The 22,359-nt window shown below is 72.2% G+C and carries 19 protein-coding genes; 11 read left to right on the top strand and 8 right to left on the bottom strand.

Annotated features, from left to right (window positions below; translation table 11 throughout):
- Positions 1-16 precede the first annotated feature (16 nt).
- The 3 genes from B7C62_34280 (at position 17) to B7C62_34290 (ending at position 2,341) form a co-directional block, all read left to right on the top strand.
- Positions 17-1,606 carry a hypothetical protein gene (locus B7C62_34280; protein ID ARF76791.1) on the top strand — a complete coding sequence of 530 codons (1,590 nt, stop codon included), beginning with the start codon at positions 17-19 and terminating at the stop codon, positions 1,604-1,606.
- 72 nt (positions 1,607-1,678) lie between these two features.
- Positions 1,679-2,071 (top strand): hypothetical protein, encoded by a 393-nt coding sequence (locus tag B7C62_34285; GenBank protein ID ARF76792.1) that lies wholly within the window; start codon positions 1,679-1,681, stop codon positions 2,069-2,071.
- A 90-nt stretch (positions 2,072-2,161) separates the two neighbouring features.
- Complete coding sequence (locus B7C62_34290; protein ID ARF76793.1) at positions 2,162-2,341, top strand: hypothetical protein; 180 nt, start codon at positions 2,162-2,164, stop codon at positions 2,339-2,341.
- Positions 2,342-2,481: 140 nt separating this feature from the next.
- On the opposite strand, the gene B7C62_34295 is transcribed toward B7C62_34290, so the two are convergent.
- Both B7C62_34295 and B7C62_34300 read right to left on the bottom strand, forming a co-directional pair.
- Positions 2,482-3,150 (bottom strand): endonuclease, encoded by a 669-nt coding sequence (locus B7C62_34295; protein ID ARF76794.1) that lies wholly within the window; start codon positions 3,148-3,150, stop codon positions 2,482-2,484.
- Positions 3,147-3,329 (bottom strand): hypothetical protein, encoded by a 183-nt coding sequence (locus B7C62_34300; protein ID ARF76795.1) that lies wholly within the window; start codon positions 3,327-3,329, stop codon positions 3,147-3,149. Before B7C62_34300 ends, B7C62_34295 begins: the two co-directional genes overlap by 4 nt.
- A gap of 137 nt (positions 3,330-3,466) precedes the next feature.
- On the opposite strand from B7C62_34300, the gene B7C62_34305 reads away from it, so the two are divergent.
- Together B7C62_34305 and B7C62_34310 are read left to right on the top strand one after the other, a co-directional pair.
- A complete protein-coding gene (locus tag B7C62_34305; protein ID ARF76796.1) occupies positions 3,467-4,687 on the top strand; it encodes a hypothetical protein in 1,221 nt (406 codons plus the stop codon).
- 105 nt (positions 4,688-4,792) lie between these two features.
- Entirely contained in the window at positions 4,793-4,984 is a 192-nt protein-coding gene (locus tag B7C62_34310; protein ARF76797.1) for a small hydrophilic protein, read from the top strand.
- Between the two features lie 123 nt (positions 4,985-5,107).
- Here B7C62_34310 and B7C62_34315 read toward each other — a convergent pair whose 3' ends face one another.
- Positions 5,108-6,115, bottom strand: a complete 1,008-nt coding sequence (locus tag B7C62_34315; protein ID ARF76798.1) for a histidinol phosphatase — start codon at positions 6,113-6,115, stop codon at positions 5,108-5,110.
- 352 nt (positions 6,116-6,467) lie between these two features.
- Here B7C62_34315 and B7C62_34320 point away from each other — a divergent pair, with 352 nt between their 5' ends.
- A complete protein-coding gene (locus tag B7C62_34320; GenBank protein ID ARF77513.1) occupies positions 6,468-9,080 on the top strand; it encodes a diguanylate cyclase in 2,613 nt (870 codons plus the stop codon).
- A gap of 108 nt (positions 9,081-9,188) precedes the next feature.
- Here the strand turns inward: B7C62_34320 and B7C62_34325 are convergent, their stop codons facing one another.
- The gene (locus B7C62_34325) at positions 9,189-10,580 is read right to left on the bottom strand and encodes a pyridine nucleotide-disulfide oxidoreductase (GenBank protein ID ARF76799.1); all 1,392 of its coding nucleotides are present in this window, start codon (positions 10,578-10,580) and stop codon (positions 9,189-9,191) included.
- 643 nt (positions 10,581-11,223) lie between these two features.
- Here B7C62_34325 and B7C62_34330 point away from each other — a divergent pair.
- Both B7C62_34330 and B7C62_34335 read left to right on the top strand, forming a co-directional pair.
- A complete protein-coding gene (locus B7C62_34330) occupies positions 11,224-12,063 on the top strand; it encodes a peptidoglycan-binding protein (GenBank protein ID ARF76800.1) in 840 nt (279 codons plus the stop codon).
- A 313-nt stretch (positions 12,064-12,376) separates the two neighbouring features.
- Complete coding sequence (locus tag B7C62_34335) at positions 12,377-13,855, top strand: cholesterol oxidase (protein ID ARF76801.1); 1,479 nt, start codon at positions 12,377-12,379, stop codon at positions 13,853-13,855.
- Positions 13,856-13,919: 64 nt separating this feature from the next.
- Here B7C62_34335 and B7C62_34340 read toward each other — a convergent pair whose 3' ends face one another.
- From B7C62_34340 to B7C62_34355, 4 genes are all read right to left on the bottom strand, one after another.
- The gene (locus B7C62_34340; protein ARF76802.1) at positions 13,920-14,399 is read right to left on the bottom strand and encodes a carboxymuconolactone decarboxylase; all 480 of its coding nucleotides are present in this window, start codon (positions 14,397-14,399) and stop codon (positions 13,920-13,922) included.
- Complete coding sequence (locus tag B7C62_34345; protein ID ARF76803.1) at positions 14,396-15,475, bottom strand: dihydrodipicolinate reductase; 1,080 nt, start codon at positions 15,473-15,475, stop codon at positions 14,396-14,398. Before B7C62_34345 ends, B7C62_34340 begins: the two co-directional genes overlap by 4 nt.
- A 122-nt stretch (positions 15,476-15,597) precedes the next feature.
- Positions 15,598-18,549, bottom strand: coding sequence for an APHP domain-containing protein (locus tag B7C62_34350; GenBank protein ID ARF76804.1), 2,952 nt, complete (start codon positions 18,547-18,549; stop codon positions 15,598-15,600).
- 164 nt (positions 18,550-18,713) lie between these two features.
- A complete protein-coding gene (locus B7C62_34355; protein ARF77514.1) occupies positions 18,714-19,574 on the bottom strand; it encodes a hypothetical protein in 861 nt (286 codons plus the stop codon).
- Between the two features lie 127 nt (positions 19,575-19,701).
- Here B7C62_34355 and B7C62_34360 point away from each other — a divergent pair, with 127 nt between their 5' ends.
- Genes B7C62_34360 through B7C62_34370 form a run of 3 tightly spaced genes read left to right on the top strand, consistent with a single transcriptional unit; the run spans position 19,702 to position 22,307 of the window.
- Positions 19,702-20,754 carry a type III polyketide synthase gene (locus tag B7C62_34360; GenBank protein ARF76805.1) on the top strand — a complete coding sequence of 351 codons (1,053 nt, stop codon included), beginning with the start codon at positions 19,702-19,704 and terminating at the stop codon, positions 20,752-20,754.
- 15 nt (positions 20,755-20,769) lie between these two features.
- On the top strand, positions 20,770-21,297 hold the full coding sequence (locus tag B7C62_34365; GenBank protein ID ARF76806.1) for a hypothetical protein: 528 nt from the start codon (positions 20,770-20,772) through the stop codon (positions 21,295-21,297).
- Entirely contained in the window at positions 21,294-22,307 is a 1,014-nt protein-coding gene (locus tag B7C62_34370) for a monooxygenase (GenBank protein ID ARF76807.1), read from the top strand. The genes B7C62_34365 and B7C62_34370 overlap by 4 nt, the downstream gene beginning before the upstream one ends.
- The last annotated feature ends 52 nt before the right edge of the window (positions 22,308-22,359 follow it).

Genomic DNA, 22,359 nt, shown 5'->3' on the forward strand with positions numbered 1-22,359 from the left:
GTAATCAAGGAGCCCGATGCCCCCGCCGTACCGCCGTGCGCTCACCCGCGTCCTGGCCCTGACGCTCGCCGTCGCCTCCGTCACCCTTCTGGGGCCCGTGACCCCGGCGGCGGCACAGGAGATCCCCAAGGCTCCCGGCCACCGCCTGGTCCCCGGCTACCAGGGCGCGCCCGCCACCGCGTCTCCGGTGCCCGGGCAGGCGCCCCCGCAACACCCGTACCTCGCGCCCAACGGCCGCAGCGGCATGCACGCGGACGCGGCGGGCAGCGGCACCCACCCCTACCCCGGGCCGCTCGGCCGGAGCCCCGAGGTGGTCAGCGAGAAGATCGCCCCGATCGGCGGCGAGTGCGCCACCGCCACCTTCGACACGGCCGGGCGGCTGCTCACCGTCTGCGGCACCTTCACCGGCTTCCTGCTCAAGCTCCTCGACCCGCGCACGCTCGACACGCTCGCCGAGTACAAGCTGCCGCAGCGCTCCTCCACCGTCGAGGCGATCACCCGCCTCGACTTCTCGAAGATCTTCAAGGACACCTCGGGCGGCGCCTACTTCTACCTGGACGACCAGGACCGCGTCGTCCTCGCCGACTCCCGCCAGCACGTCCTGCGCATCGGCCACCGGCAGAATCCGGACGGCCGGTGGGAGTTCGCCGTCGAGGACGACTGGGACCTCACCGGGCACGTCCCGCACGACTGCGTGAGCTGGACCAACCTCTTCCCCAGCGGCACCTGCGACCCCGTCACCTCCGTCATGCCCGACTGGGAGGGCCGGATCTGGTGGGTCACCCGGCTCGGCCGGGTCGGCACGGTCGACCCGGAGACCTCCGTCATCCGCTCGGTTCGGCTGGCCGGTGAGGAGATCCAGAACTCCTTCTCCGTGGCCCGGGACGGCGTCTCCATCGTCTCCGACCACGCCCTGTACGGCTTCACGGCCGACCCCGACGGCACCCCGCGCATCCAGTGGCGCCAGACCTACGACCGGGGCACCGGCACCAAGCCCGGCTCGGTCAACCAGGGCTCGGGCACCACCCCGGACCTCTTCGGCACCGATGAGCAGTACGTGGCGATCACCGACAACGCGGACGACCGGATGAACGTCCTCGTCTACCGCCGGGGCACCGACGTCCCCGACGGGCGCCGACTGGTCTGCTCGGTCCCGGTCTTCCACTCCGGGCAGTCGACCACCGACAACTCCCTGATCAGCTGGGGCAACAGCCTCGTCGTCGAGAACAACTACGGCTACGAGAACCCCACCTCCCTGCTCCTCGGCCGCAGCGTCGTCGGCGGCGTCACCCGTATCGACGTACGGCCCGACGGCAGCGGCTGCGACACCGTGTGGGAGAGCGCCGTCCGCTCGCCCTCCACCGTGCCCAAGCTCTCCACCGCCAACGGGCTGCTCTACTTCTACGAAAAGGAGCCCAACGTCCTCGGCATCGACGCCTGGTACCTCACCGCCGTCGACTTCCGTACCGGTGAACGCCGCTGGCGCAAGCTGACCGGCACCGGACCCGCGTACGACAACAACTGGGCGCCCATCACCATCGGCCCCGACGGAACGGCGTACGTGGGGGTCTTCAACGGCATCGTGGCGGTACGCGACACCCGCTGAGCCGCCGGGGAGCACGCCGGTGGTGTGCGGAAGTGCGCCACCGGCGCACGTGGCGACCGGGCCGTACGCCCTATGCTCGCGGCCATGGAGCAACGGGAAGTCGTGAAGCGCGTCATCGGCATCCTCACAGAGGCGCGTGAAATGCAGCGCCTGCTGGAGGCGGACCTCGAACGGGAAGATCTGGACGCGGGAGCGGGCGCCGTCACCGCCCTGCTGAACGAGACGATGCCCCACATCGCCATCCCCGACGACTACTCCGTCGAGGAGGTGGTGACCGTGGTCGGGCGTGAGGTCGGCGGTGCGGTCGAGCAGCTCGTGAGCGCGTTCACGCTCGCCTTCACGATGCTGGCGCAGGTGCACGACTCCGGACAGACGGACGTCTCGTCGGCCGATGTCCTCCAGGACCTCGCCCTGCGCGTCGAGGCCGGCGGGCCGGAGGACGAGGGCGAGGGCCCGGTGCTGTAGCCGCCCGCGCACCGGTCCCCGCGTTCCGCGGTACGCGTAGGCATAGTGGAGAGGGAGAAGCGTGAATCTCCTCGCGGTACGGAGGCAGCTGTGGGTAAGAGCACCGACCTGGCCCGCGCGAAGGCGCGGCTGCTGAAAGGCATGAAGAAGGAGTCGGACGGCATCGCCCTCGGTGACGAGCGGATGAAGGCCGAAGGAAGGCAGGAGCAGGACGCGGCCCGCCGGGAGGAGGAGCGGGCCCGCGCCCTGCGGGATTCCTCCGCCGACTGAGGGAGGAGGCGCCCGGACCGTCGTCACGCACGGACCGGGCGCCTCCGGCGTTTCCGCGTAGGCGTTTACGCGTGCGGTCTCCGGCTGTCTCCGGTATTTCCGCGTACGGTCGGTCCGGGCGTCTCCGCGTTTCCCGGGGCTCAGCGGGCCCGTGCCGCTTCCATGACCTCGTCCACGATGTCCCGGTCCAGCGCCGCCCGCACGAGCGCCGCCGCGAACACCGCGTCGTCGTGCCCGCGCCCCGCCTCGGCCGGCCTGCCGGGGGAGGTGGGCAGGCCCAGCCGCTCGGCCCCCCGCACCGCCTTCGTCCCGGTCCAGGGGCCGATCTCCGGCCAGAGGGACTGCACCTCGCGTACGAAGATGTCGGCCCCGGCCGGACCGATGCCCGGGACGCGCCGCAGCCCTTCCATCAGCCGGTCGCGGTCGCCGTCGGCCTCCTCTCGGAGCCGCCGCAGATCGCCCCGCCAGATGTCGAGGACGAGCTCCGCGCCCTCCCCGAGCTGGGTGGCGGTGCGCTCGTCGTAACGCCGGTAGTGGCCCTCGCCCAGCGCGTCCACCCGCTGCTGCCAGGTCGCGTCCGCCATCCGGCGCGGGGTGCGCAGGCCGTGGCCGTACAGGGCCCGGGCCGCCGCCACGGCGACCGGGGCGCGGATACGGGCGGAGAGCAGGAGGCTCAGCACCAGCAGCTGGTAGAGGGGCTGCGGGGTGTTCTTCAGCCGGATGCCCGCCTCCTCGGCGTACGTCCGGCCGCAGTTCTCCACCAGCGCGTCGGCGATCCGGCGCGCCGAGGGGGACCGCCGCCCGCTCATGCCAGACCGAAGACCCGGGCCACGAAGAACCCGGCGACCAGCAGCGCCCCGAGCACGATCAGGCCGATCCAGACGGCCGGGTGCTCCCAGACACCTCCGTCCGGGCGCTCCTCATGGGCGTCGCCGATCGAGCCCTCGGCGGGGGGCGTCTCTCCTGGGGGATTCAGCAGAACAGCCATGAACCCAGGGTCCCCCGGTCCGCGCTCCGGTGCACGCCGTACCGGACCCGCCCCCGTCCGGCCACCCGTACAGGGCCGTACGGAGGCACCCCGGCGGCGGAGCGCTGTCCGGCGCGGAATCGGGGCACCGTCATGGAATGCCTGGAGTTTCCGCGCCCGTCATCAAGGCACCCGTCATCAAACTCGTGCAGCGCACCACCGAACCCGCGGGGGTACAGACGCTGCGCTCGACCGCGGCCGCCGTCATCGCCTACTCCGTGGCCGTCTGGGCCCTGCCCGAACCGGCTCCGCTGACCGCGCCCCTCACCGCGCTCCTGGTCGTACAGGTAACGCTCTACGCCACCCTCACCACCGGCATCCGCCGGGTGAACTCCGTCGTCGTCGGCGTCCTCATCGCCATCGCCTTCAGCTCCCTGGTGGGGCTCAGCTGGTGGAGCCTCGGCCTGACCATCTTCACCTCGCTGCTGATCGGGCGGCTGGTGCGGGTCAACGAGTTCGTGCCCGAGGTGGCGATCAGCGCGATGCTCGTGCTCGGTGTCGCCCAGGTCGCCGACACCGCCTGGGACCGGGTTTGGGAGACGCTCATCGGGGCGGTGGTGGGGCTGCTGTTCAACCTGGTCTTCGCCCCGCCCGTCTGGGTCGGGTCGGCGGGCACCGCCATCGGCTCCCTGGCCACCCGGATGGGCACCATGCTGCGCAGCATGGGCGAGGAGGTGGTGGGGAACAACCCCGTTCCCCGGGCGGCGGCCCGGCTCCACGAGGCCCGCAGACTCGACCACGACATCGTCGAGGTCGACGCCTCCCTCCGCCAGGCGGAGGAAAGTCTCACCCTCAACCCGAGGGTGAGACAGGGGCTGCTCCACCGGGTCGTCCTGCGCACCGGACTCGACACCCTGGAGATCTGCGCGGTCGTCCTGCGCGTCCTCTCCCGCACCCTCACCGACCTGGCGAAGGCCCGTACCGAGGAGACGCTCTTCCCGGCCGATGTGGCGGACCTGCTCCAGGAACTCTTCGGCCAGCTCGCCGACGCCGTCGAGAGCTTCGCCGAACTGGTCACGACCCCGCTCGCCGCCGACGGCGAGGCGGCGGAGGACCGGCTCGCCGACGCGCTCGCCCGCAGCCGCGCGACCCGCGACCGGGTGGCGGACCTGCTCCTGGAGGACGTCCAGGAGCACCCGCGCGAATGGCAGCTGCACGGGGCCCTGCTCGCCGAGATCGACCGGGTGCTGGCCGAGCTCGACATCGACGAGCGCACGAAGCGGCTCGGCGAGGAGCTGGACCGGCGCTCGTCCGAGGCCCACGAGCGCCACCCCCGGCTGCGCGGGATGGTCCGGCGGCTGAGCCGGACCACGACGTGAAACCTTCCCGGCGGGGTACGCGGGATGCGGAAGCCCCCGGTCACTGGTTCGCTGGGGGCAGTGTCCCTTTGGTCCGATGCGGCCCCTACGGCCCGAGGAGTGGTGATGAACGGTTCGGACGAACCCGCCGAGCTGGCGCGGCAGATGCGTGAGAAGGCCCAGCAGCTCGCCGAGGCGGCGGAACGCGCGACCGACCCCGAGGAACGGCAGCGGCTGGAGAAGAAGTCCCGGACGATCCGGGACCGGAGCGAGCAGCAGAGCGGGATGGCCGCCGGAGACGTCTATCCCCAGAAGTAGGTACGCGGTTGCCCGCGCCCGCCCCGGAACGCTTCCGGGGCGGGCGCTCCGCGTCCGGGCTCCTCACGTCCGTGCTTCAGGAGTACGGGACGCGGCGCTCCAGGGGTACGGGGCGCGAGGGCCTCACCCCGCCCACTCCAGTACCCGTTCCACCGGCCAGGTCGTCACCACCCGGTCCGCCGGTACGCCGCACTCCTCGGCCCGCGCGCAGCCGTACCGCTGCCAGTCGAGCTGGCCGGGAGCGTGCGCGTCGGTGTCGATCGCGAAGAGGGCGCCCGCCGCCACGGCCCCGCGCAGCAGCCGACGGGGCGGGTCCAGCCGCTCGGGCCGGCAGTTGATCTCCACCGCCGTCCCCGCCTCGGCACACGCGGCGAAGACCCGGTCCGCGTCGAACCGCGACTCCGGCCTGCCGCGCCCCGACAGCAGACGGCCCGTGCAGTGGCCGAGCACATTCGCCTGCGGATGGCGTACGGCCGCCTCCAGGCGGCGGGTCATCGGGGCCGGGTCCATCCGCAGCTTGGAATGGACCGAGACCACCACCACGTCCAGCCGTTCCAGCAGCTCCGGCTCCTGGTCCAGCGAACCGTCCGGCAGGATGTCGCACTCGATCCCGGTCAGCAGACGGAACGGCGCCCACTCCTCGTTCAGCCGCGCCACCACCGCGAGCTGCTCCCGCAGCCGGTCGGGCGACAGGCCGCCCGCCACCGTCAGCCGGGGCGAATGGTCGGTGAGCACCGCCCACGCGTGCCCCAGCCCGGCCGCCGTCCGGCCCATCTCCTCGATCGGGCTGCCGCCGTCCGACCAGTCGGAGTGCAGATGGCAGTCGCCCCGTATCCGGGACAGGAGTTCCCGGCCCTCCTCGGGCGCCGGTGAGGCCGCGGCCTCCTCCTCCAGCCGCTCCAGATAGCCGGGGACCTCGCCCGCGTACGCCTCCCGGATCACCCCGGCCGTACGGGGACCGATCCCCGAGACCTGTTCCAGGGTCCCCGCGGCCACCCGCCCGGCGACCTCCCCGGGGGCCATCGCGGTCACGATCCCGGCGGCCGTCCGGAACGCCTTCACCCGGTAGGTGGCGGCCTGCGAGCGCTCCAGCAGGAACGCGATCCGCCGCAGAGCGGTGACGGGGTCCATCGGCACCTCCCCAGGGGCGTCGGCCGCCGCACGGGCCACCCGTCCGGGCCGCCTGTCACCAGGATGGCCGCAGCCGCGCCCGGACGGCCACCGCACGGCGTCCCGCCCGGGCCGCACGAGGCCACCGGCGTCCCGCCCGGGCCGCACGAGGCCACCGGCTTCCTGTCGACTCCCCACCGGCTTCCGCCGGACGAGGCACCGGTTTCCCCCGGCCCGCTCGCTGGAGGGCCCGAGGGGAACGGCCGCCACCACCGCCCCCAGCCGCACCGGAACCCCGGCCACGGGCCCGCCGGAGCGGCCCCGGCCGGTCCGCCGACGTGCCTGCCCCCTCGGGCTGGAGCATCCTGACTGTGTGACCCGGCACGATGCGACCCGGCCCACCCCGTCCCCCGGAAGCGGGGCCGCGGCCGGGCGAGACGACGGCGGCGGAGTACCGGACGAGCTGTCCCTCGTACTCGCGCAGGGGGTCGTCAGCGCCGTCGAGTCCGCCGGGGGATACGCGGGCGGCGTCTACCTCCGCTCCGGGACACCCGGACTGCTGCGCCTCGCGGTCCTCGCCGGGCTGCCGGGACCGCTGTTCCGCCCCTGGTGGCGGATGCATGTGAACCGGCCGTTCCCCGTCTCCGAGGCGTACCGCACCGGGCGGCCCGTGCTCCTCGCCGACGCGGAGGAGGCCATGCGGCGGTTCCCTCAGCTCATGGCGGGGCTGCCGTTCCCGTTCGGTTCGCTCTGGGTCCCGGTCACCGGCCCCCGGGGCAGCATGGGCGTGCTGGCCGTCCTGCGCTCCGCCACCCCGGGGGAGCAGGTCGCCCCCGCCGACGGGGAGCGGCTGCACCGCCTCGGCCGCCGCCTCGGCGAAGCGCTCACCGATCTGGAGTCCCGGTCCGTCCCCGTCGTCTGGGAGGGCGAGCCGATCCCCGTCCAGCTCCCCGCCGCCCCCGCGCCCCCGGTGCGGGTCGGCAGCTTCGACTGGGACCTGTACTCCGGTGCCCTCAGCGCCGACGACGACCTCTGCGCGATCTTCGGCACCGCGCCCGAGGAGTTCCCCGGCACCGTCGACGCCCTCGCCGGACGCCTCGTACCGGAGGACGTGTACGGGCTGTGGGCGCTGGCCCGGCAGGCGGTCGAGTCCGCCGACCCGGTCGTCCGCCGGATGCGGCTGCGCGGCCCCGACGGCCGCTACCACCTGCTGGAGCTCTCGGGCCGCTGGACGCACCCGGACGGCGACAGCGCCGAGAGCCGGCTCACCGGGTTCGTGGTCGACTTCGGCGCGGGCCCGGTCGTCGCGGAGGCGGCGGACCGGCTGCCCCGGGGGATCGTCTCCCTGGACCGGATCGGGCGCATCACCTACGCCAACGCGCTCGCGGAGGAGCTGCTGGGCCGCCCGCGCTCGGAGCTGGTCGGCCATGTCGTGTGGGAGGTGCTGCCGTGGTTCGGGCACCCGGCGTACGAGGACCACTACCGGGCGGCCCTGATCTCCGACGAACCCGTCCACTTCCTGGCGCGGCGGGCCTCCTCGCTCTGGCTCTCGGTCTCCCTGTACCCGGGCCACGACGGGCTGAGCGCGGTGTTCCAGGCCACCGAACAGCCTGCGTACGCCCCCGGCTCCGTCACCGCGCCCGGTCTGGGCATCGGCTCCACCGCCGACCGCTCCTCCGCGCTCTACCGCCCGGTGGCCCTCGCCATCGCCCTCACCGAAGCGGTCACGGCCCGTCAGGTCTCCGCCGTGGTCACCGAGGAGCTGCTGCCCGCGTTCGGCGGCCGCCAGCTCGCCATCTACCTGCTGAGCGAGCGTCACCTCCACCTCGCCTGGGAGACCGGGTTCCCCAAGGGTTTCCTCGACCGTTTCGACGGGGTCGGGCTCGACGTCTCCATCCCCGGTGTGGAGACCCTGACCACCGGCCGCCCGATCTTCTTCGAGTCCATGCAGCGCCTGGCCGACGCCTACCCGGGCATCCCGATGGAGACCGATGTCGGCGCGCGTGCCTTCCTGCCGCTGATCGCCTCGGGGCGGCCCGTCGGCTCGTGCATCCTCGGCTTCGACCGGCCGCGCGGGTTCAGCCCGGAGGAACGCACCGTCCTGACCGCGCTCGCCGGTCTCATCGCCCAGGCCCTGCAACGTGCCCAGCGGTACGACAGCGAGTCGGCGCTCGCCCGGGGGCTCCAGGACGCCCTGCTCCCGCACCGGCTGCCGGAGGCCGAGGGGGTCGACACCCTGGGGCGCTATCTCTCCGGCACCCAGGACATGGAGGTGGGCGGCGACTGGTACGACGTCATCGAGACCGGCCACGAACTCGCCCTGGTCATCGGCGACGTCCAGGGGCACGGGGTCGCCGCCGCCGCGACCATGGGGCAACTGCGCAGTGCCGTACGGGCGTTCGCCCTCAGCAACCACGATCCGCAGGAGGTGGTGAGCGGCACCAACCGGCTGCTCATCGATCTCGACCCGGGGCAGTTCGCCAGCTGCTGCTACATCGTCCTGGACCCGCTGACGGGCCGGGCCCGTGCCGTCCGCGCGGGCCACCCGCAGCCGGTGCTGCGTCACCCCGACGGCCGGACGGAGGTGCTGGACCTGCCCGGCGGCATCGTGCTCGGCATCGACGGGCAGGCGACCTATCCGGTCACCGAGCTGCGGCTCGATCCGGGCGCCACGCTCGCCCTGTTCACCGACGGCCTGATCGAACGGCCGGGGACCGATATCGACGAGGGCATCGAACGGCTGCGCGCCACCATCGCCGGGGTCGGCTCGGTCCCGCTGGCCGAGCTGGCGAACCGGGTGATCGAGGAGGCGAGGCAGGCCACCGACCGCCCCGACGACATCGCGCTGCTGCTCGCCGCCCGCTGGACCCGCATGCCGGAGAAGCCCGCTACGCCGTCCCGCGCCACCACCCCGCCGGACCTGTGGCGGACGTTCCGCGGCCCGGGCCCCCGGCGGCAGGGAGAGAGCGCCCCGGGCCCGCCCTGAGGGACGGCGAGCCGCCCCGGGCGGGCCTGGAGGACGGCCGTTCCGGTGGTACGGACCTGAGGGACGGAGGTACGGGCCCCGGGCCCGTACCTCCTCGGTCCCTGTGGATCAGGCTTCGGCGGGCCGCTCCGCCGGGACGAAGGCGCCGGAAGCCTCCAGCATGCCCTCGCGCTCCACGACCTTGATCCGCTCGCGGCCCTGCGCGGCACCGAGCGCCTGCTCGTGGGCGTCCAGCTTGTGCCAGCCCTCCCAGGTCGTGTACCGGACGTTGCGGCTCTCCAGGAAGGCTTCGACGGCCTCCGGGGCGGGCGTCGAGGGCTCGGGCAGACGGCCGGCGGCGCGGTCCTCCAGGAGGCAGGCGACCGTCTCGTTGGCGTCGCCCTTGGTGTGGCCGATCAGACCGATCGGGCCGCGCTTGATCCAGCCCGTGACGTAGACCGAGGCCATGTGCTCGTCACCGGCGATGACCCGGCCCGCCTCGTGCGGGACGGTGCCGGAGGCCACGTCGAAGGGGAGCTTGGGCAGCTCCTCCGAGTAGTAGCCGACGGCCCGGTAGACGCTCTGCATGTCCCAGTCGGTGAACTTCCCCGTGCCCCGGACGTTGCCGGTGCCGTCCAGCTCGGTGCGCTCGGTGCGCAGCGCGACGACCTTGCCGTCCTCGCCGAGGATCTCGACGGGGGACTCGAAGAAGTGCAGGAAGAGCTTGTGCGGGCGGTCGCCGATGTCGCGGATCGCCCAGTTCTCCAGGGTCTGCGCGACCATGTTGGCCTGCTTGTTCTCCCGCCGGGTGGCGATCGAGCCCTCGTCGTACTCGATGTCCTCGGGGTTGACGATGACCTCGATGTTGGGGGAGTGGTCCAGCTCCCGCAGCTCCATCGGGCTGAACTTGGCCTGCGCCGGGCCACGCCGCCCGAACACATGCACCTCCAGCGCCTTGTTCGCCTTGAGGCCCTGGTACACGTTGTCCGGGATCTCGGTCGGCAGCAGCTCGTCCGCCGTCTTGGCCAGGACGCGCGCCACGTCCAGCGCCACGTTGCCGACGCCGAGGACGGCGACCTTCTCCGCGGTGAGCGGCCAGGTGCGCGGGACCTCGGGGTGGCCGTCGTACCAGGAGACGAACTCGGCCGCGCCGTAGGAGCCGTCCAGCTCGATGCCCGGGATGTCGAGCGCCCGGTCCGCCTCCGCGCCGGTGGAGAAGATCACCGCGTCGTAGAAGGACCGCAGGTCGTCCAGGCCGATGTCGTGCGGGTAGCTGACGTTGCCGAAGAGGCGGATCTGCGGCTTGTCCAGCACCTGGTGGAGCGCCTTGACGATGCCCTTGATCCGGGGGTGGTCGGGGGCGACGCCGTAACGGATCAGGCCGAAGGGCGCGGGCATGCGCTCGAAGAGGTCGATGGAGACCCCCGGGTCCTGGCAGACCTCGGATTTGAGCAGCGCGTCCGCAGCGTAGATACCGGCGGGGCCGGCTCCGACAATGGCGACGCGGACGGGGCGTGTCATGGCGTGTTGATCCTTAAGGCGGGCGGACGCGGGCAGGTTACAGCGTACGTCGGAGGTAAGGGTGGGCTTACTTCATCTCCACCCACCACGGTAAGCCCTCGACTCGAGGCTCCCTGGACCCGGCCTGCGAGGCTGCCCGATAAGTCCGTTTCCATGGGGTGGTATGGGTGATTTCAGCCTTTTCACCCTCTATTCCATAAAAAGGCTATTGGGGTGGTTGGGTGGTTTTGACCGCGCCCTTTTCGGCCACCTCCGTGCGAAGTGGTGAGCGTCACGTCCGGGGGTGCGGACGGGGATGCGGAGGGTTCGGTTCCCTTCTGCGCGAAGAAAGTTGACACCGTGACGGAACGACCCCGGCCGGGAATTCCCCTTTTCGATCTTCCGGAGAAAGGTGATCCGGAATTCAGGGCTTGTTCTGCCCGGTTCTTTTCGCCTACGGTCACGGTCAATCCGGATGGAACGCCGAATCCTGCCGCCGTCCGGGAATCCGCAACCCACTCACGTACGGCAGGAGCGGGGGAACCAGGTAAGCCGCCGGTCCGGTATCCGGAACGGCTAGGGGTGAAGTCGCATGCCATGCGGCCAGACATCTCCCGTCTGAACCCGACAGCTCACCTCGTAGGCGCCGGAGAGGAAATTCCCCATGCCCGCACAGGGTAAGCACCGCCGTCCCAAGTCCGTCTCGCTGAGCCGCGGCATCGCCGCCGTGACCACGGGTGGAGCCGTTCTGGCCCTCCCCGTGCTCGGCGCCACCACCGCCTCCGCCGCGCCCGCCCACGCCGTTGTCGCGGAAAAGGCGGTGGCTCCGGTCTCCGTGACCGCCCAGGCGAATTCCGTGACGAAGGCCGCATCCGCCAAGCATTCCGTGGTGGCCGGTGAAACGCTTTCCAAGATCGCCCGCGACTATTCCGTCAGCGGCGGCTGGAAGAAGCTGTACGAAGGCAACCGGAAGGCCATCGGCGAGAACCCGAACCTGATTCACCCGGGTATCACGCTGACCGTCGGCGCCAAGGCTGCCGCCCCGTCAGACGCCAAGGCAGGCAAGGCGGGCAAGTCGGCCCCCACCGCCGACCGCGCCGCCTCGGCCGAGCGCGCCGACCGCTCCGCGCGCACCGCCGCCCCCGCCGCCAAGGCCGCTCCGGCCGCCGCGCCCACCACGTACACGAACGACCTCGATGGCTGGATCAAGGAGTCGCTCGCGGTCATGGCCCAGCACGGCATCCCCGGCAGCTACGAGGGCATCCACCGCAACATCATCCGCGAGTCCTCCGGCAACCCGAACGCCATCAACAACTGGGACTCCAACGCCGCCAAGGGCACCCCGTCCAAGGGGCTGCTCCAGGTCATCGACCCCACGTTCCGCGCGTACCACGTGCCCGGCACCTCGACCGACAGCTACGACCCGGTCGCCAACATCACCGCCGCGTGCAACTACGCCGCCGACCGGTACGGCTCGATCGACAACGTCTTCGGCGCCTACTGAGCCCACCCGCGCAGCACCCGGAGGGGCCCCGGACCGCACGGTCCGGGGCCCCTCCGGCATGACGGGAAGTTACCCCCAAGTTTCTAGTGACTTAGCACGCGATCGACAGTAGAACCTGTTTCACTCTGTCGAGAGTGAGGTATGTCACATGAACAACCCTACCCTGCGGGATGGTGCACCCCAAGGTGTCTCCCGCCGAAGATTCATCACAGGAACAGGTTCTCTTCTCGGGGTCGCGGCACTCGCCGGACCCACCGCCCCGGCCTGGGCGACGGTCCGTGCGGCAGCCGCGCCGATCGGGTCCGGCGCCCATGTGCCGGTGCTGGTCATCGGCACCGGATACGGCGGCTCCGTGGCGGCGCTCCGGCTCGCCCAGGCCGGCACGGACGTCCACATGGTCGAGATGGGCATGGCCTGGGACACCCCCGGCGCGGACGGCAAGATCTTCGCCAACACCACCAGGCCCGACGACCGGTCCTTCTGGCTGCGGACCAGGACCAAACAGCCGCTCAGCAACTTCCTCGGCTTCCCGCTGGACAAGAATGTCAACCGCTACACCGGCATCCTGGACGCCGAGGAGTTCGCCGGGATCACCGTCTACCAGGGGCGCGGCGTCGGCGGCGGCTCGCTGGTCAACGGCGGTATGGCCGTCACGCCCCGGCGGGAGAACTTCGCCGCCATCCTCCCGTCCGTGAACGCCGCGGAGATGTACAGCACCTACTACCCGCGGGCCAACGCGGGCCTCGGCGTCACCACCATCGACCCCGCGTGGTTCGACACCGTCGACTGCTACCAGTACTCCCGGGTCGGCCGGAAGCACGCGCAGCGCTCCGGCTTCCCGTTCCTCTTCGTCCCCGCCGTGTACGACTGGGACTACATGAAGCAGGAGGCCGCCGGGACGGTCCCCAGGTCCGCGCTGGACGCCGAGATCCTCTACGGCAACAACTACGGCAAGAAGTCGCTCCAGAAGACCTACATCGACCGGATCAGGGCCACCGGCCGGGTCACCATCAGCCCGCTGCACCGGGTCACCCGTGTCTCCCCGGCGTCCGGCGGCGGCTACACGGTCCTCATCGACCAGCTGGACACCACCGGCCGGACCAGCGTCACCAAGACCGTCACGGCGGACAAGGTCTTCTTCGCGGCGGGCAGCGTCGGCACCAGCAAGCTGCTCGTCGGACTGAAGGCCACCGGCGCGCTGCCCCTCCTCAACAACGAGGTCGGCAAGGGCTGGGGCGAGAACGGCAACGTCATGTGCGGCCGGGCCAACCACCTCTGGGACCCGACGGGGAAGGTGCAGTCCTCCATCCCCACCGGCGGCATCGACAACTGGGACGCGGGCGGAGCCTTCGCCGAAGTCGCCCCGCTGCCCACCGGGATCGAGACCTGGGCCTCGTTCTACCTCTCGATCACCAAGAACCCGCACCGCGCCGAGTTCACCTGGAACGCGGCGGCGGGCAGAGCCGAACTCAACTGGCAGACGGCGTGGAAGCAGCCGTCCATCGACGCCGCGAGGACCATCTTCGACAAGATCAACAAGAAGGAGGGGACGATCTACCGCACGGACCTGTTCGGCGTCCACAAGATCTGGGGCGACCATCTGACCTACCACCCGCTGGGCGGCGCGGTCCTGGACAAGGCCACCGACAACTACGGTCGGCTGCACGGCTATCCGGGCCTGTACGTCATCGACGGCGCGCTGATCCCCGGCAACTGCAGCGTCAACCCGTTCGTGACGATCACCGCGCTCGCCGAACGCAACATCGAACGCATCATCGCCACTGATCTGTAGAGGCGTACGGAGAGCCCGGGGCCGGGAGTGCCAACCCGGCGGCCCCGGACTCCGCCCAGGGGCCCTAATGACCGGGCAGCACGCACACCGCGTCGATCCCCAGCACATGGTTGAGCCGCCCGAACGCCAGCCACGAGCCGATGCTCATGGACAGCTCCACGATCTCCATCTGGCTGTAGTGCGCGGTCATCCGCTTCCAGAAGGCGTCGTCGAGCCCGTGGTGGTCCAGCGCGTACCGCTCCGCGTACTCCGCCGCCAGCCGGGTCCGCGCGTCGAAGGCGTCCGTCGTACGCCACTCGGTCACCGCCCCGGCGAACTCCTCCTCGACCTTCTCCCCGTCCCGCTCGGTCCGCCAGTCCAGGCAGAACAGGCACCCGTTGATCTGCGCGATCCGCAGCCGGGCCGCCTCGAACTCCCGCAGCCCCAGCGTCGTGTGCTCGTACACCGCCATCGAGAACGCGGCGGCGGCCGTGCCGATGCCGGGGACCAGCTCCCCCCACACGTAACCGATGGGCTCCTTGCCCTCCGGGATGTCGATAATCATGCCGTGCTCCTTCCCAGCCTGCCGACGGCGGGCCGCAGCGGGACGTCGAGTGCGTCGTACAGGCCCGGTTCGGCCTCCACCAGCCAGTCGACGGCCGACACGAGCCGCCCGACCGCCGTGGCGTTCCCGCCCGCCGACCGGTTCTCGCCCTCGTCGGACGCCTCGACCGTCACCTCGATACGGGGGCGGCCCTCGATCACCACCCGGTGCGCGCCCACCCCGTCGGGCGGCGAGGGCCAGTCCGGTGCGCACGAGGGGTGGATACGGGTGATGTGCTCGATCACGATGCGGGGCTCCCCGCCCACGACGCCCTGCACCTCGAACCGCACCGCGCCCTGGGTGCCCGCCGCGAACGTGCCCATCGTGCGGGTGGTCACCGTCGTCTCCAGCGCCCGGCGGTCCAGCGTCTCGCGGATCTCGTCCAGCTCGACGCCGAGCGCCCGCGCCATCAGCCGTATCTGACCGCCCCACACCATCGTCGGGACGCTCTCCGCCAGCATCAGCGGCTGGTAGTCCAGGGGGTGGCCCATGCCGATCAGATGGCGTACGGAGTCCTCCTGCTCGTACGTGGAGTAGTCGAAGATCTCCTGGCAGCGGATGACGTCCACCTCGGTGCCCAGCCCGCTCACCAGCAGCGGCAGCACGTCGTTGCCCCAGCCGGGGTCGACCCCGGAGACGAAGAGGGAGCCGCCGCCCTCCGCGACGGCGGCCAGGAGCGGGTCCCGCAGCTCCGGCGGGGCGTTGCGCTGGTCGTAGAGGGGATAGAGGGAGGGGGTGACGACCACCGCCCCTGCCCGGATCGCCCGGCCGATGTCGGCGAGGGCGTCGTCGGGGCGGATGTCGCCGGACGCTGCGTAGACCACCGCGCGGGGCCGGGCGGCGAGGACGGCGGCGATGTCGTCGGTGGCCGCGACGCCGAGCGTGCGGCCGAGACCGCCCAACTCGCCCGCGTCCCGGCCGGTCTTGGCGGGATCGTGGACGAGAACGGCGGTGAGCGTCAGTGCCGGATGGGCCTCGACGGCGCGGATCGCCGCGCGGCCGACGTTGCCGGTACCCCAGACAACCGTGGGAATCATGCGCGGAGGGTAGCGGCCGGACCGTGTACTTCCCAGAGCCGCGGCGGGGTGAATCGGGTCCTTGCGCCAGGGGGTTGCCGGACCGGCGGACGGCCGTCGGCCCGGCAACCGTACACAGGGGACTACCTCCTGGCGCGTGCGCTGTTCGGGGTGCCGGAGATGGTGAACTGCGAGCCGGGCTCGATCAGTACATGGCCGTCACGCGAGTCGGTGATGGTCACGTCCGTCAGCGTCGCGTTGCCGCGTGCGCCGCCCATGGCGAGGATGCCGGACCCGTTGTTGGACTTGTCGATCCGGACGTTCTGGATCTTCACGTCCGGCATCAGGCCGCCACCCGTCTTGAACTGGATGCCGTCGTAGGTGGAGTCGAGGATGTCGGTGTCGCGGATCGTGACGCCGGGGATGGGCAGGTTCTGCGGGAAGAGGGTGATCGCGCCGAACTCCTGGTCCTCGTTCCAGAAGGCCCCGCCCGTGCGGTGCAGGGCGTTGTTGGCGATCAGGGTCTGCCCGGAGAAGGGCAGCGGGTCGTGGTCGGTGGCCAGCATGATGGCCGGGTAGTTCATGGTGTCGGAGATGATGTTGTTCTCGATCCTGTTGCCGTAACCCCCGTAGACCGCGATGCCGTTGGCGCGCCAGGGCAGCTGGATGGTGTTGTTGCGGAAGCTGTTGTCGTGGCCTATGTCGACGGACTGGTCCTTGACGTACTTGCTGGACCAGATCGCGAGCGCGTCGTCCCCGGTGTTGCGGAACGAGGAGTTGTACACGGTCGAATTCCGGGTGCCGTTGGCGAAGTTGATGCCGTCGGCGTAGGTGTTGCGGATACGCATCCCGGTGAACTCGACGCCGTCGCCCGGGTTCCAGAGGGCGGGGATGTTGTCGTAGTCGCGGCCCGCCCAGACGCCCACGTTGGCGTGCTCGATCCAGACGTTGCTGACCTTCGTGCCCTTGCCGAACCGGCCGTTGAGCGCGACGCCGCCCTCGTGGTTGCCGTCACCGCCCCGGATGGTGCCGGAGCCGAAGATGGCGATGTCGGAGATCTGGGTGTTGTCGTCGATGTCGAAACCGAAGTTGCCCTCGTGCGGGTGGTTGATCCCGCCCGCCTCGTGCGGCGGGGTGAGCGTGTGGAGCTGGGAGTGCCACATGCCCGCGCCCCGGATCGTCACGTCACGGATGCCCACCTGGTTCCACTGGCCCCGGTCCAGCGGGTCGTCGGTGAGGATCTTCTGCTCCTGGCGCCACTGGCCCGCCGGAATCCAGACGCAGCCGATCTCACCGTTCTGGTTGGCCGTCACCGCCCGCTGGATCGCCGCCGTGTCGTCGATCCCGTCGTTCGCCACCGCGCCGTACGTGGTGATGGAGACACAGCCCGACGGCCGGGACGACGGCGGGGCCACCTGTTCCAGGTCGATTAGGTCGATGACGTAGAACGCGGCGTCGTCGCCCGTGTCCCGCTGGAGGCGGAACTTCGTGCCCGCCGGGTAGGTCCGGTCGAGCAGCGCGTGCGCCTCGTCGAACAGCCGCCGGGCGTCACCGCCGGGCCGGTTGGTCAGCCCTTCCGGGTCGTCGGTGTTCCCGTACAGCCAGCTGTGCTTGGAGGAGAGGTTCAGCTTGCGGACGAACTGCCCGTCGGCGTAGAGGCTGATGGTCGCCTCGCGGCCGCCACCGCCCGGCGCGTCCGGGACGGAGTTGCGTACGACGATGGAGTTCGAGGCGTTGGTCGAGGTGAACTCCACATACTCACCAGTGGAGTTGAGCCGCACCGACTTGCGGCCCGAGGACTCGGTGGCGAAGTTGGTGTGGCCGAAGGTCCGTTCGGCGTCCGACACCAGCAGCGTGCCCCGGTACGCGGCGTCCTCCGCCTCGTACTCCGTGTACGGTACGGCGGCGCCGCGCCCGACGACGATCGGGCGGGCGAGCACGTTGTTGGTCTCGTCGGTCTCGGCGACCAGGTTCGTCGCGTCGGCCGTGGCGGTCAGGGTGGCCCCGCCGCTCGCCGCCGTCCAGCTGCCGCCGATGGGCACGTTCACCGTGGCGCCCGCCGGGACGGCCGGGGTCGTCCCGTTGAGCGTGGTGGAGCCCACCGTCAGCCGGGTGACCGTGCCCGCGCTCACCGCACTGGTGCCCCGGTTGTGCACGGCCACGGTGAAGGAGACCGCCGCGCCGACGGCCGGGTTGGCGGGGGAAGGGGTGATGGAGCGGACCTCCAGGTCGGGGCCGGGGCTCCGGCCCACCACCAGCGGGGACGCGGTGGTGCGGCTGTTGTTGGTCTCGTCCGACTCGGCGATCGTGTCGGTCGGGTCGACCAGCGCCGAGACGGTGTACGAGCCCTGCGCCCGCTTCCCGGCCGCGACCGAGACCGGGGCCGAGGCGCCCGCCGCGAGCGGGCCGACCGGGGCGCTGCCCACGGCCACACCGCCCAGGCTCACCTGGACGGTGGTCGCGGCCGAGGGAGCCGTACCGATGTTGCGGACGGTCCCCCGCACCGTGATGTCGTCGGTCTCCGAAGGCACCGAGGGGCTCCAGGACAGGGCGCTGACGGTCAGGTCCGGGTTGGGCGCGGGTGTCCCGAACACCTGGATCTCGGCGATCTGGGCCCCGGGCGCCCCGGTGTTGGAGAAGAACTGGAGCTGGACGTCGGCGGCTCGGCCGCTGACGGGGACGGTCACCGTGTTCGCGTTGGCGGCCGGGTTGAACACATGGCCGGCGCGGGCCTTGAGCGAGGTGAAGCCGGTGCCGCTCCGCGTCCGGCCGAGCACCTGGAACTCCTGGGTCCTGGTGGCCCAGACCGGATCGGGGTTGAGCTTGATCACCACGGAGCGGAGGTCCGCGTCGGCGCCCAGCTTCACGGTGAGGGTGGCGGGGTGGCCGTTGGACTCCCAGTAGGTGTTCACCTGGCCGTCGTTGGCGTTGGCGGCCGGGTAGCCCCCGTGCGATCCGCTGGCGGTGACGCTCTTGCCCCGGGCCAGGTCGGTCGGTTCAGCGGCCCCCGCCTGGACGGGGAGGAGGCCGACGGTGACCAGCCCGGCTATGAGCAGGCCGGTGATCGATCTTTCGCTGAGCCGTTTCCATCTCATGCTGCCCTCTTCTTCCACGGTATTTGAGTCGTTCAGTCAATGTTTTGCAAACAGCAGTTGATAGATTTCTGGCCCGTTTCTGATTTGTCAACGGTTCCCGCATGCTCACGTCATGAAGCCGCAGTGAGTGACGCTCCGTCAGTAGGCTGTGTGCGGTGCCCGGTTCAGGACAGCGCCGTGCCGCGCCCCAGGAGCAGCACCAGGTCCGCCGCCGCCACGGCCACCGCCCCCGCCAGTGCGGCCTTGCGCCACCACCGGCCGAGCGCCGGCCCCAGCAGCGCCGCCGCACCGGCCAGGACGAGGACGGCCACCGACCGGGCGTCCACCGGACCGGGCGGGCCGAGCACCAGGACGGCCGTGGCCGCCAGGAGCGGCACCGGCAGCAGCAGCCGGGTCCCCGTGGCGCCCAGCCGGTGCGGCAGCCCCCGGATGCCGGCGGCCCGGTCCTCCTCGATGTCCGGGAGGGTGTCGCCCAGATGGGCCGCCACCCCGAGCAGCGCCCCCGCGGCGACCGTCCACCACCGGGGCCAGGACGCCTCGGGCAGACTGAGCGTCACCAGCGAGGGGAGCGCCGCGAACCCCACCGCGTACGGCAGCCAGGAGAGCGCCGTCGCCTTCAGCCTCAGGTTGTAGAGCCAGGCGGCGGCGACCGCCGCCAGGTGCACCGTACCGGCGAGAGGACCGCAGGCCAGCGAGAGCGGTACGCACAGGACGAGCGCGACCGCCGCCGCACCCCACACCGCGCGGACCGGCACCGCCCCCTCGGCGGCCGGTTTCCCCCGGCGCCCGGCCCGGGCGTCGCGCCCCGCGTCGAACGCGTCGTTGCACCACCCCACCGAGAGCTGCCCGGCCAGCACCGCCGACCCCACCAGCGCGAGCCGCGCCGGGGGCAGCCCCGCGCCGACGCCCAGGGCGCAGGCCAACGCGGTCACCGCGGCCACCGGCCCCGGATGGCAGGACAGCGCCAGCCCCGCCGCGCGGCCCGGCCACCGGGTCGCCGCCGTGGATGTCCTCGCCCCGCCCATGGCGCCCATCGGGCGATCGTAGAGACCCGAGGGCCCGTCAACACGGTGGCCACGCGGTTCTTTTGCCAGGTTTCGCCCGCTTTTGTGGGCAGGATGGGGCGATGACGTCCCCGACGCAGGAGCCGCAATGACCCGGATCGCCGCGGTCCATGGGGCCCTGCCGCCCCACCGCCACACCCAGCGCGAGGTCACCGACATGGTGGCCGCCACCTGTCTGCCGCCCGGCGCCGACCGCCGCGTCCTGGACCGGCTCCACGAGAACGCCCGCGTCCGCACCCGGCACACCGTGCTGCCGCTGGCGGACTACCGCGACCTGGACGGCTTCGGCGCCGCCAACGACGTGTTCATCCGCTCGGCCGTCGACCTCGGCTCCCAGGCCGTACGCGGCGCCCTGCGCGCCGCCGGGCTGCGCCCCACCGATGTGGACCTGCTGATGTTCACCTCCGTCACCGGTATCGCCGCCCCCTCCGTGGACGCCCGGCTGGTGGCCCGCCTCGGCCTGCGCTCCGATGTGAAACGGCTGCCCGTCTTCGGTCTCGGCTGTGTCGCCGGAGCGGCCGGGGTGGCGCGCGTCCACGACTACCTGCTCGGCCGCCCCGACGACGTCGCCGTACTCCTCTCCGTCGAGCTGTGCTCCCTCACCTTCCAGCGCCGGGACGTGACCCCCGCCAACCTGGTGGCGACCGCCCTGTTCGGCGACGGGGCAGCGGCGGTGGTCGCCCTCGGCGGACGCCGGGCCGTCGCCGGGCCCGAGATCGTGGCCACCCGCAGCCGGATGTACCCGGAGACCGAGCATGTGATGGGCTGGGACATCGGCTCCACCGGATTCAGCGTGGTCCTCGATCCGGGCGTGCCCGACGTCGTACGCCGGTACCTCGCCGACGACGTACGGGAGTTCCTCGACGAACACGGTCTCAAGCCGAAGGACATCGCCCGCTGGGTCTGCCACCCCGGCGGCCCCAAGGTCCTGGAGACCGTCACCGAGGTCCTCGACCTGCCCGAAGGAGCGCTCGACGTCACCTGGCGCTCCCTGGCCGACGTCGGCAACCTCTCCTCCGCCTCGGTCCTGCACGTCCTGCGGGACACCCTCGGACACCGCCGCCCCGAACCGGGCACCCCCGGGCTCCTGCTGGCCATGGGCCCCGGCTTCTGCTGCGAACTGGTGCTGCTGCGCTGGTAGGTAAGGACAAGGACCGTGATCTGGTACACCGCACTGGTGCTCGCCGTCGCCGCCGAACGCCTCGCCGAACTCGCCGTCGCCCGGCGCAACACCCGCTGGAGCCTGGCCCGGGGCGGCACCGAGGCGGGGAGCGGCCACTACCCGGCGATGGTCGTGCTGCACACCGCCCTGCTGGCGGGCTGCCTGGCCGAGGCCCACCTCGCCGACCGCCCCTTCCTGCCCGCCCTCGGCTGGACCATGGCGGCCGTCACCGTCGCGGCCCAGCTGCTGCGCTGGTGGTGCATCACCACGCTCGGCCCCCGCTGGAACACCCGCGTGATCGTCGTCCCGGGCCTGCCCCTGGTCACCGGCGGCCCCTACCGCTTCCTGCGCCACCCGAACTACGTCGCCGTCGCCGCCGAGGGCATCGCACTGCCCCTCGTCCACGGGGCCTGGGTCACCGCCGTCGCCTTCACCGTCCTCAACGCCGCCCTCATGGCCGTCCGCGTCCGGTGCGAGGACGAGGCGCTGGCCCGCCTCCCGGTGGCGGCGGCGCGGGCGTGATCGACATCCTGGTCGCGGGCGGCGGCCCCGCCGGACTGGCCGCCGCCATCCGGGCCGCCGGGGCGGGCCTGGAGGCGGTGGTGGTCGAACCCCGCACCGCCCCCGTCGACAAAGCCTGCGGGGAGGGCATCATGCCCGGCGGCCTCGCCGCCCTGCACGGCCTCGGCGTGCGCCCCGCCGGACACCCCCTGCGCGGCATCCGGTACACCGACGGGCGGCGCGGCGCGGAGGCGGCCTTCCACGGTGCGTACGGGCTCGGCGTCCGGCGCACCGCCCTGCACGCCGCCCTCCACGAACGGGCCGAAGCCCTCGGCGTACGCATCGTGGAAGGCCGGGTCCGGGAGGTCCGCCAGGACGCGGACTCCGTCACCGCCGCCGGGCTCACCGCCCGCTGGCTCATCGCCGCCGACGGGCTCCACTCACCCCTGCGCCGCTCCCTCGGCCTCGACCGCCCCGTCCCCGGCCCCGGCCGCTACGGGCTGCGCCGCCACTACCGCACCGCCCCCTGGAGCGACCTGGTCGAGGTGCACTGGTCGCCGTACGGCGAGGCGTACGTGACCCCCGTCGGCGCGGACCTGGTGGGCGTGGCCGTGCTCAGTCGCGACCGCCGCCCCTACCAGGAGCACCTGGCCGCCTTCCCGGCCCTCGCCGCCCGGCTGACCGGACCCGGTGCCACCCCCGTACGCGGGGCCGGACCGCTGCGGCAGCGGGCGCGCGGACCACGGGCCGGGCGGGTCCTGCTGGTCGGGGACGCGGCGGGCTACACCGACGCGCTGACCGGGGAGGGCATCGCCCTGGCCGTGGCCACCGCGACGGCCGCCGTCGGCTGTCTGGCCGCCGGGCGCCCCGAGGCGTACCCCGCGCGGTGGGCGCGGGCGACGCGCCGCTACCGGCTGCTCACCCAGGCCCTGCTGGCCGCCGCCGGCCACCCCGTGTCGCGCCGGCTGATCGTCGCGGCGGCCCACCGCTCACCCGCCCTCTTCCGCACGGCGGTCCGGGCGCTCCAGTGACCGGCCACGCCCCCGCCGGGGCCGTCGGCTGATCGAATGGCGGGGCTCCGGG

This window comes from Kitasatospora albolonga (genome assembly GCA_002082585.1).
GTDB classification, from domain to species: Bacteria; Actinomycetota; Actinomycetes; order Streptomycetales; family Streptomycetaceae; genus Streptomyces; species Streptomyces stephensoniae.

Bases quoted from the DNA above. Each gene is read 5' to 3' on its own strand.
- B7C62_34285 (ARF76792.1), top strand. From the start codon at position 1,679: ATGCTCGCGGCCATGGAGCAACGGGAAGTCGTGAAGCGCGTCATCGGC.
- B7C62_34310 (ARF76797.1), top strand. From the start codon at position 4,793: ATGAACGGTTCGGACGAACCCGCCGAGCTGGCGCGGCAGATGCGTGAG.
- B7C62_34360 (ARF76805.1), top strand. From the start codon at position 19,702: ATGACCCGGATCGCCGCGGTCCATGGGGCCCTGCCGCCCCACCGCCAC.
- B7C62_34280 (ARF76791.1), top strand. From the start codon at position 17: ATGCCCCCGCCGTACCGCCGTGCGCTCACCCGCGTCCTGGCCCTGACG.
- B7C62_34325 (ARF76799.1), bottom strand. From the start codon at position 10,580: ATGACACGCCCCGTCCGCGTCGCCATTGTCGGAGCCGGCCCCGCCGGT.
- B7C62_34345 (ARF76803.1), bottom strand. From the start codon at position 15,475: ATGATTCCCACGGTTGTCTGGGGTACCGGCAACGTCGGCCGCGCGGCG.
- B7C62_34300 (ARF76795.1), bottom strand. From the start codon at position 3,329: ATGGCTGTTCTGCTGAATCCCCCAGGAGAGACGCCCCCCGCCGAGGGC.
- B7C62_34315 (ARF76798.1), bottom strand. From the start codon at position 6,115: ATGGACCCCGTCACCGCTCTGCGGCGGATCGCGTTCCTGCTGGAGCGC.
- B7C62_34330 (ARF76800.1), top strand. From the start codon at position 11,224: ATGCCCGCACAGGGTAAGCACCGCCGTCCCAAGTCCGTCTCGCTGAGC.
- B7C62_34350 (ARF76804.1), bottom strand. From the start codon at position 18,549: ATGAGATGGAAACGGCTCAGCGAAAGATCGATCACCGGCCTGCTCATA.
- B7C62_34355 (ARF77514.1), bottom strand. From the start codon at position 19,574: ATGGGCGGGGCGAGGACATCCACGGCGGCGACCCGGTGGCCGGGCCGC.
- B7C62_34305 (ARF76796.1), top strand. From the start codon at position 3,467: ATGCCTGGAGTTTCCGCGCCCGTCATCAAGGCACCCGTCATCAAACTC.
- B7C62_34340 (ARF76802.1), bottom strand. From the start codon at position 14,399: ATGATTATCGACATCCCGGAGGGCAAGGAGCCCATCGGTTACGTGTGG.
- B7C62_34295 (ARF76794.1), bottom strand. From the start codon at position 3,150: ATGAGCGGGCGGCGGTCCCCCTCGGCGCGCCGGATCGCCGACGCGCTG.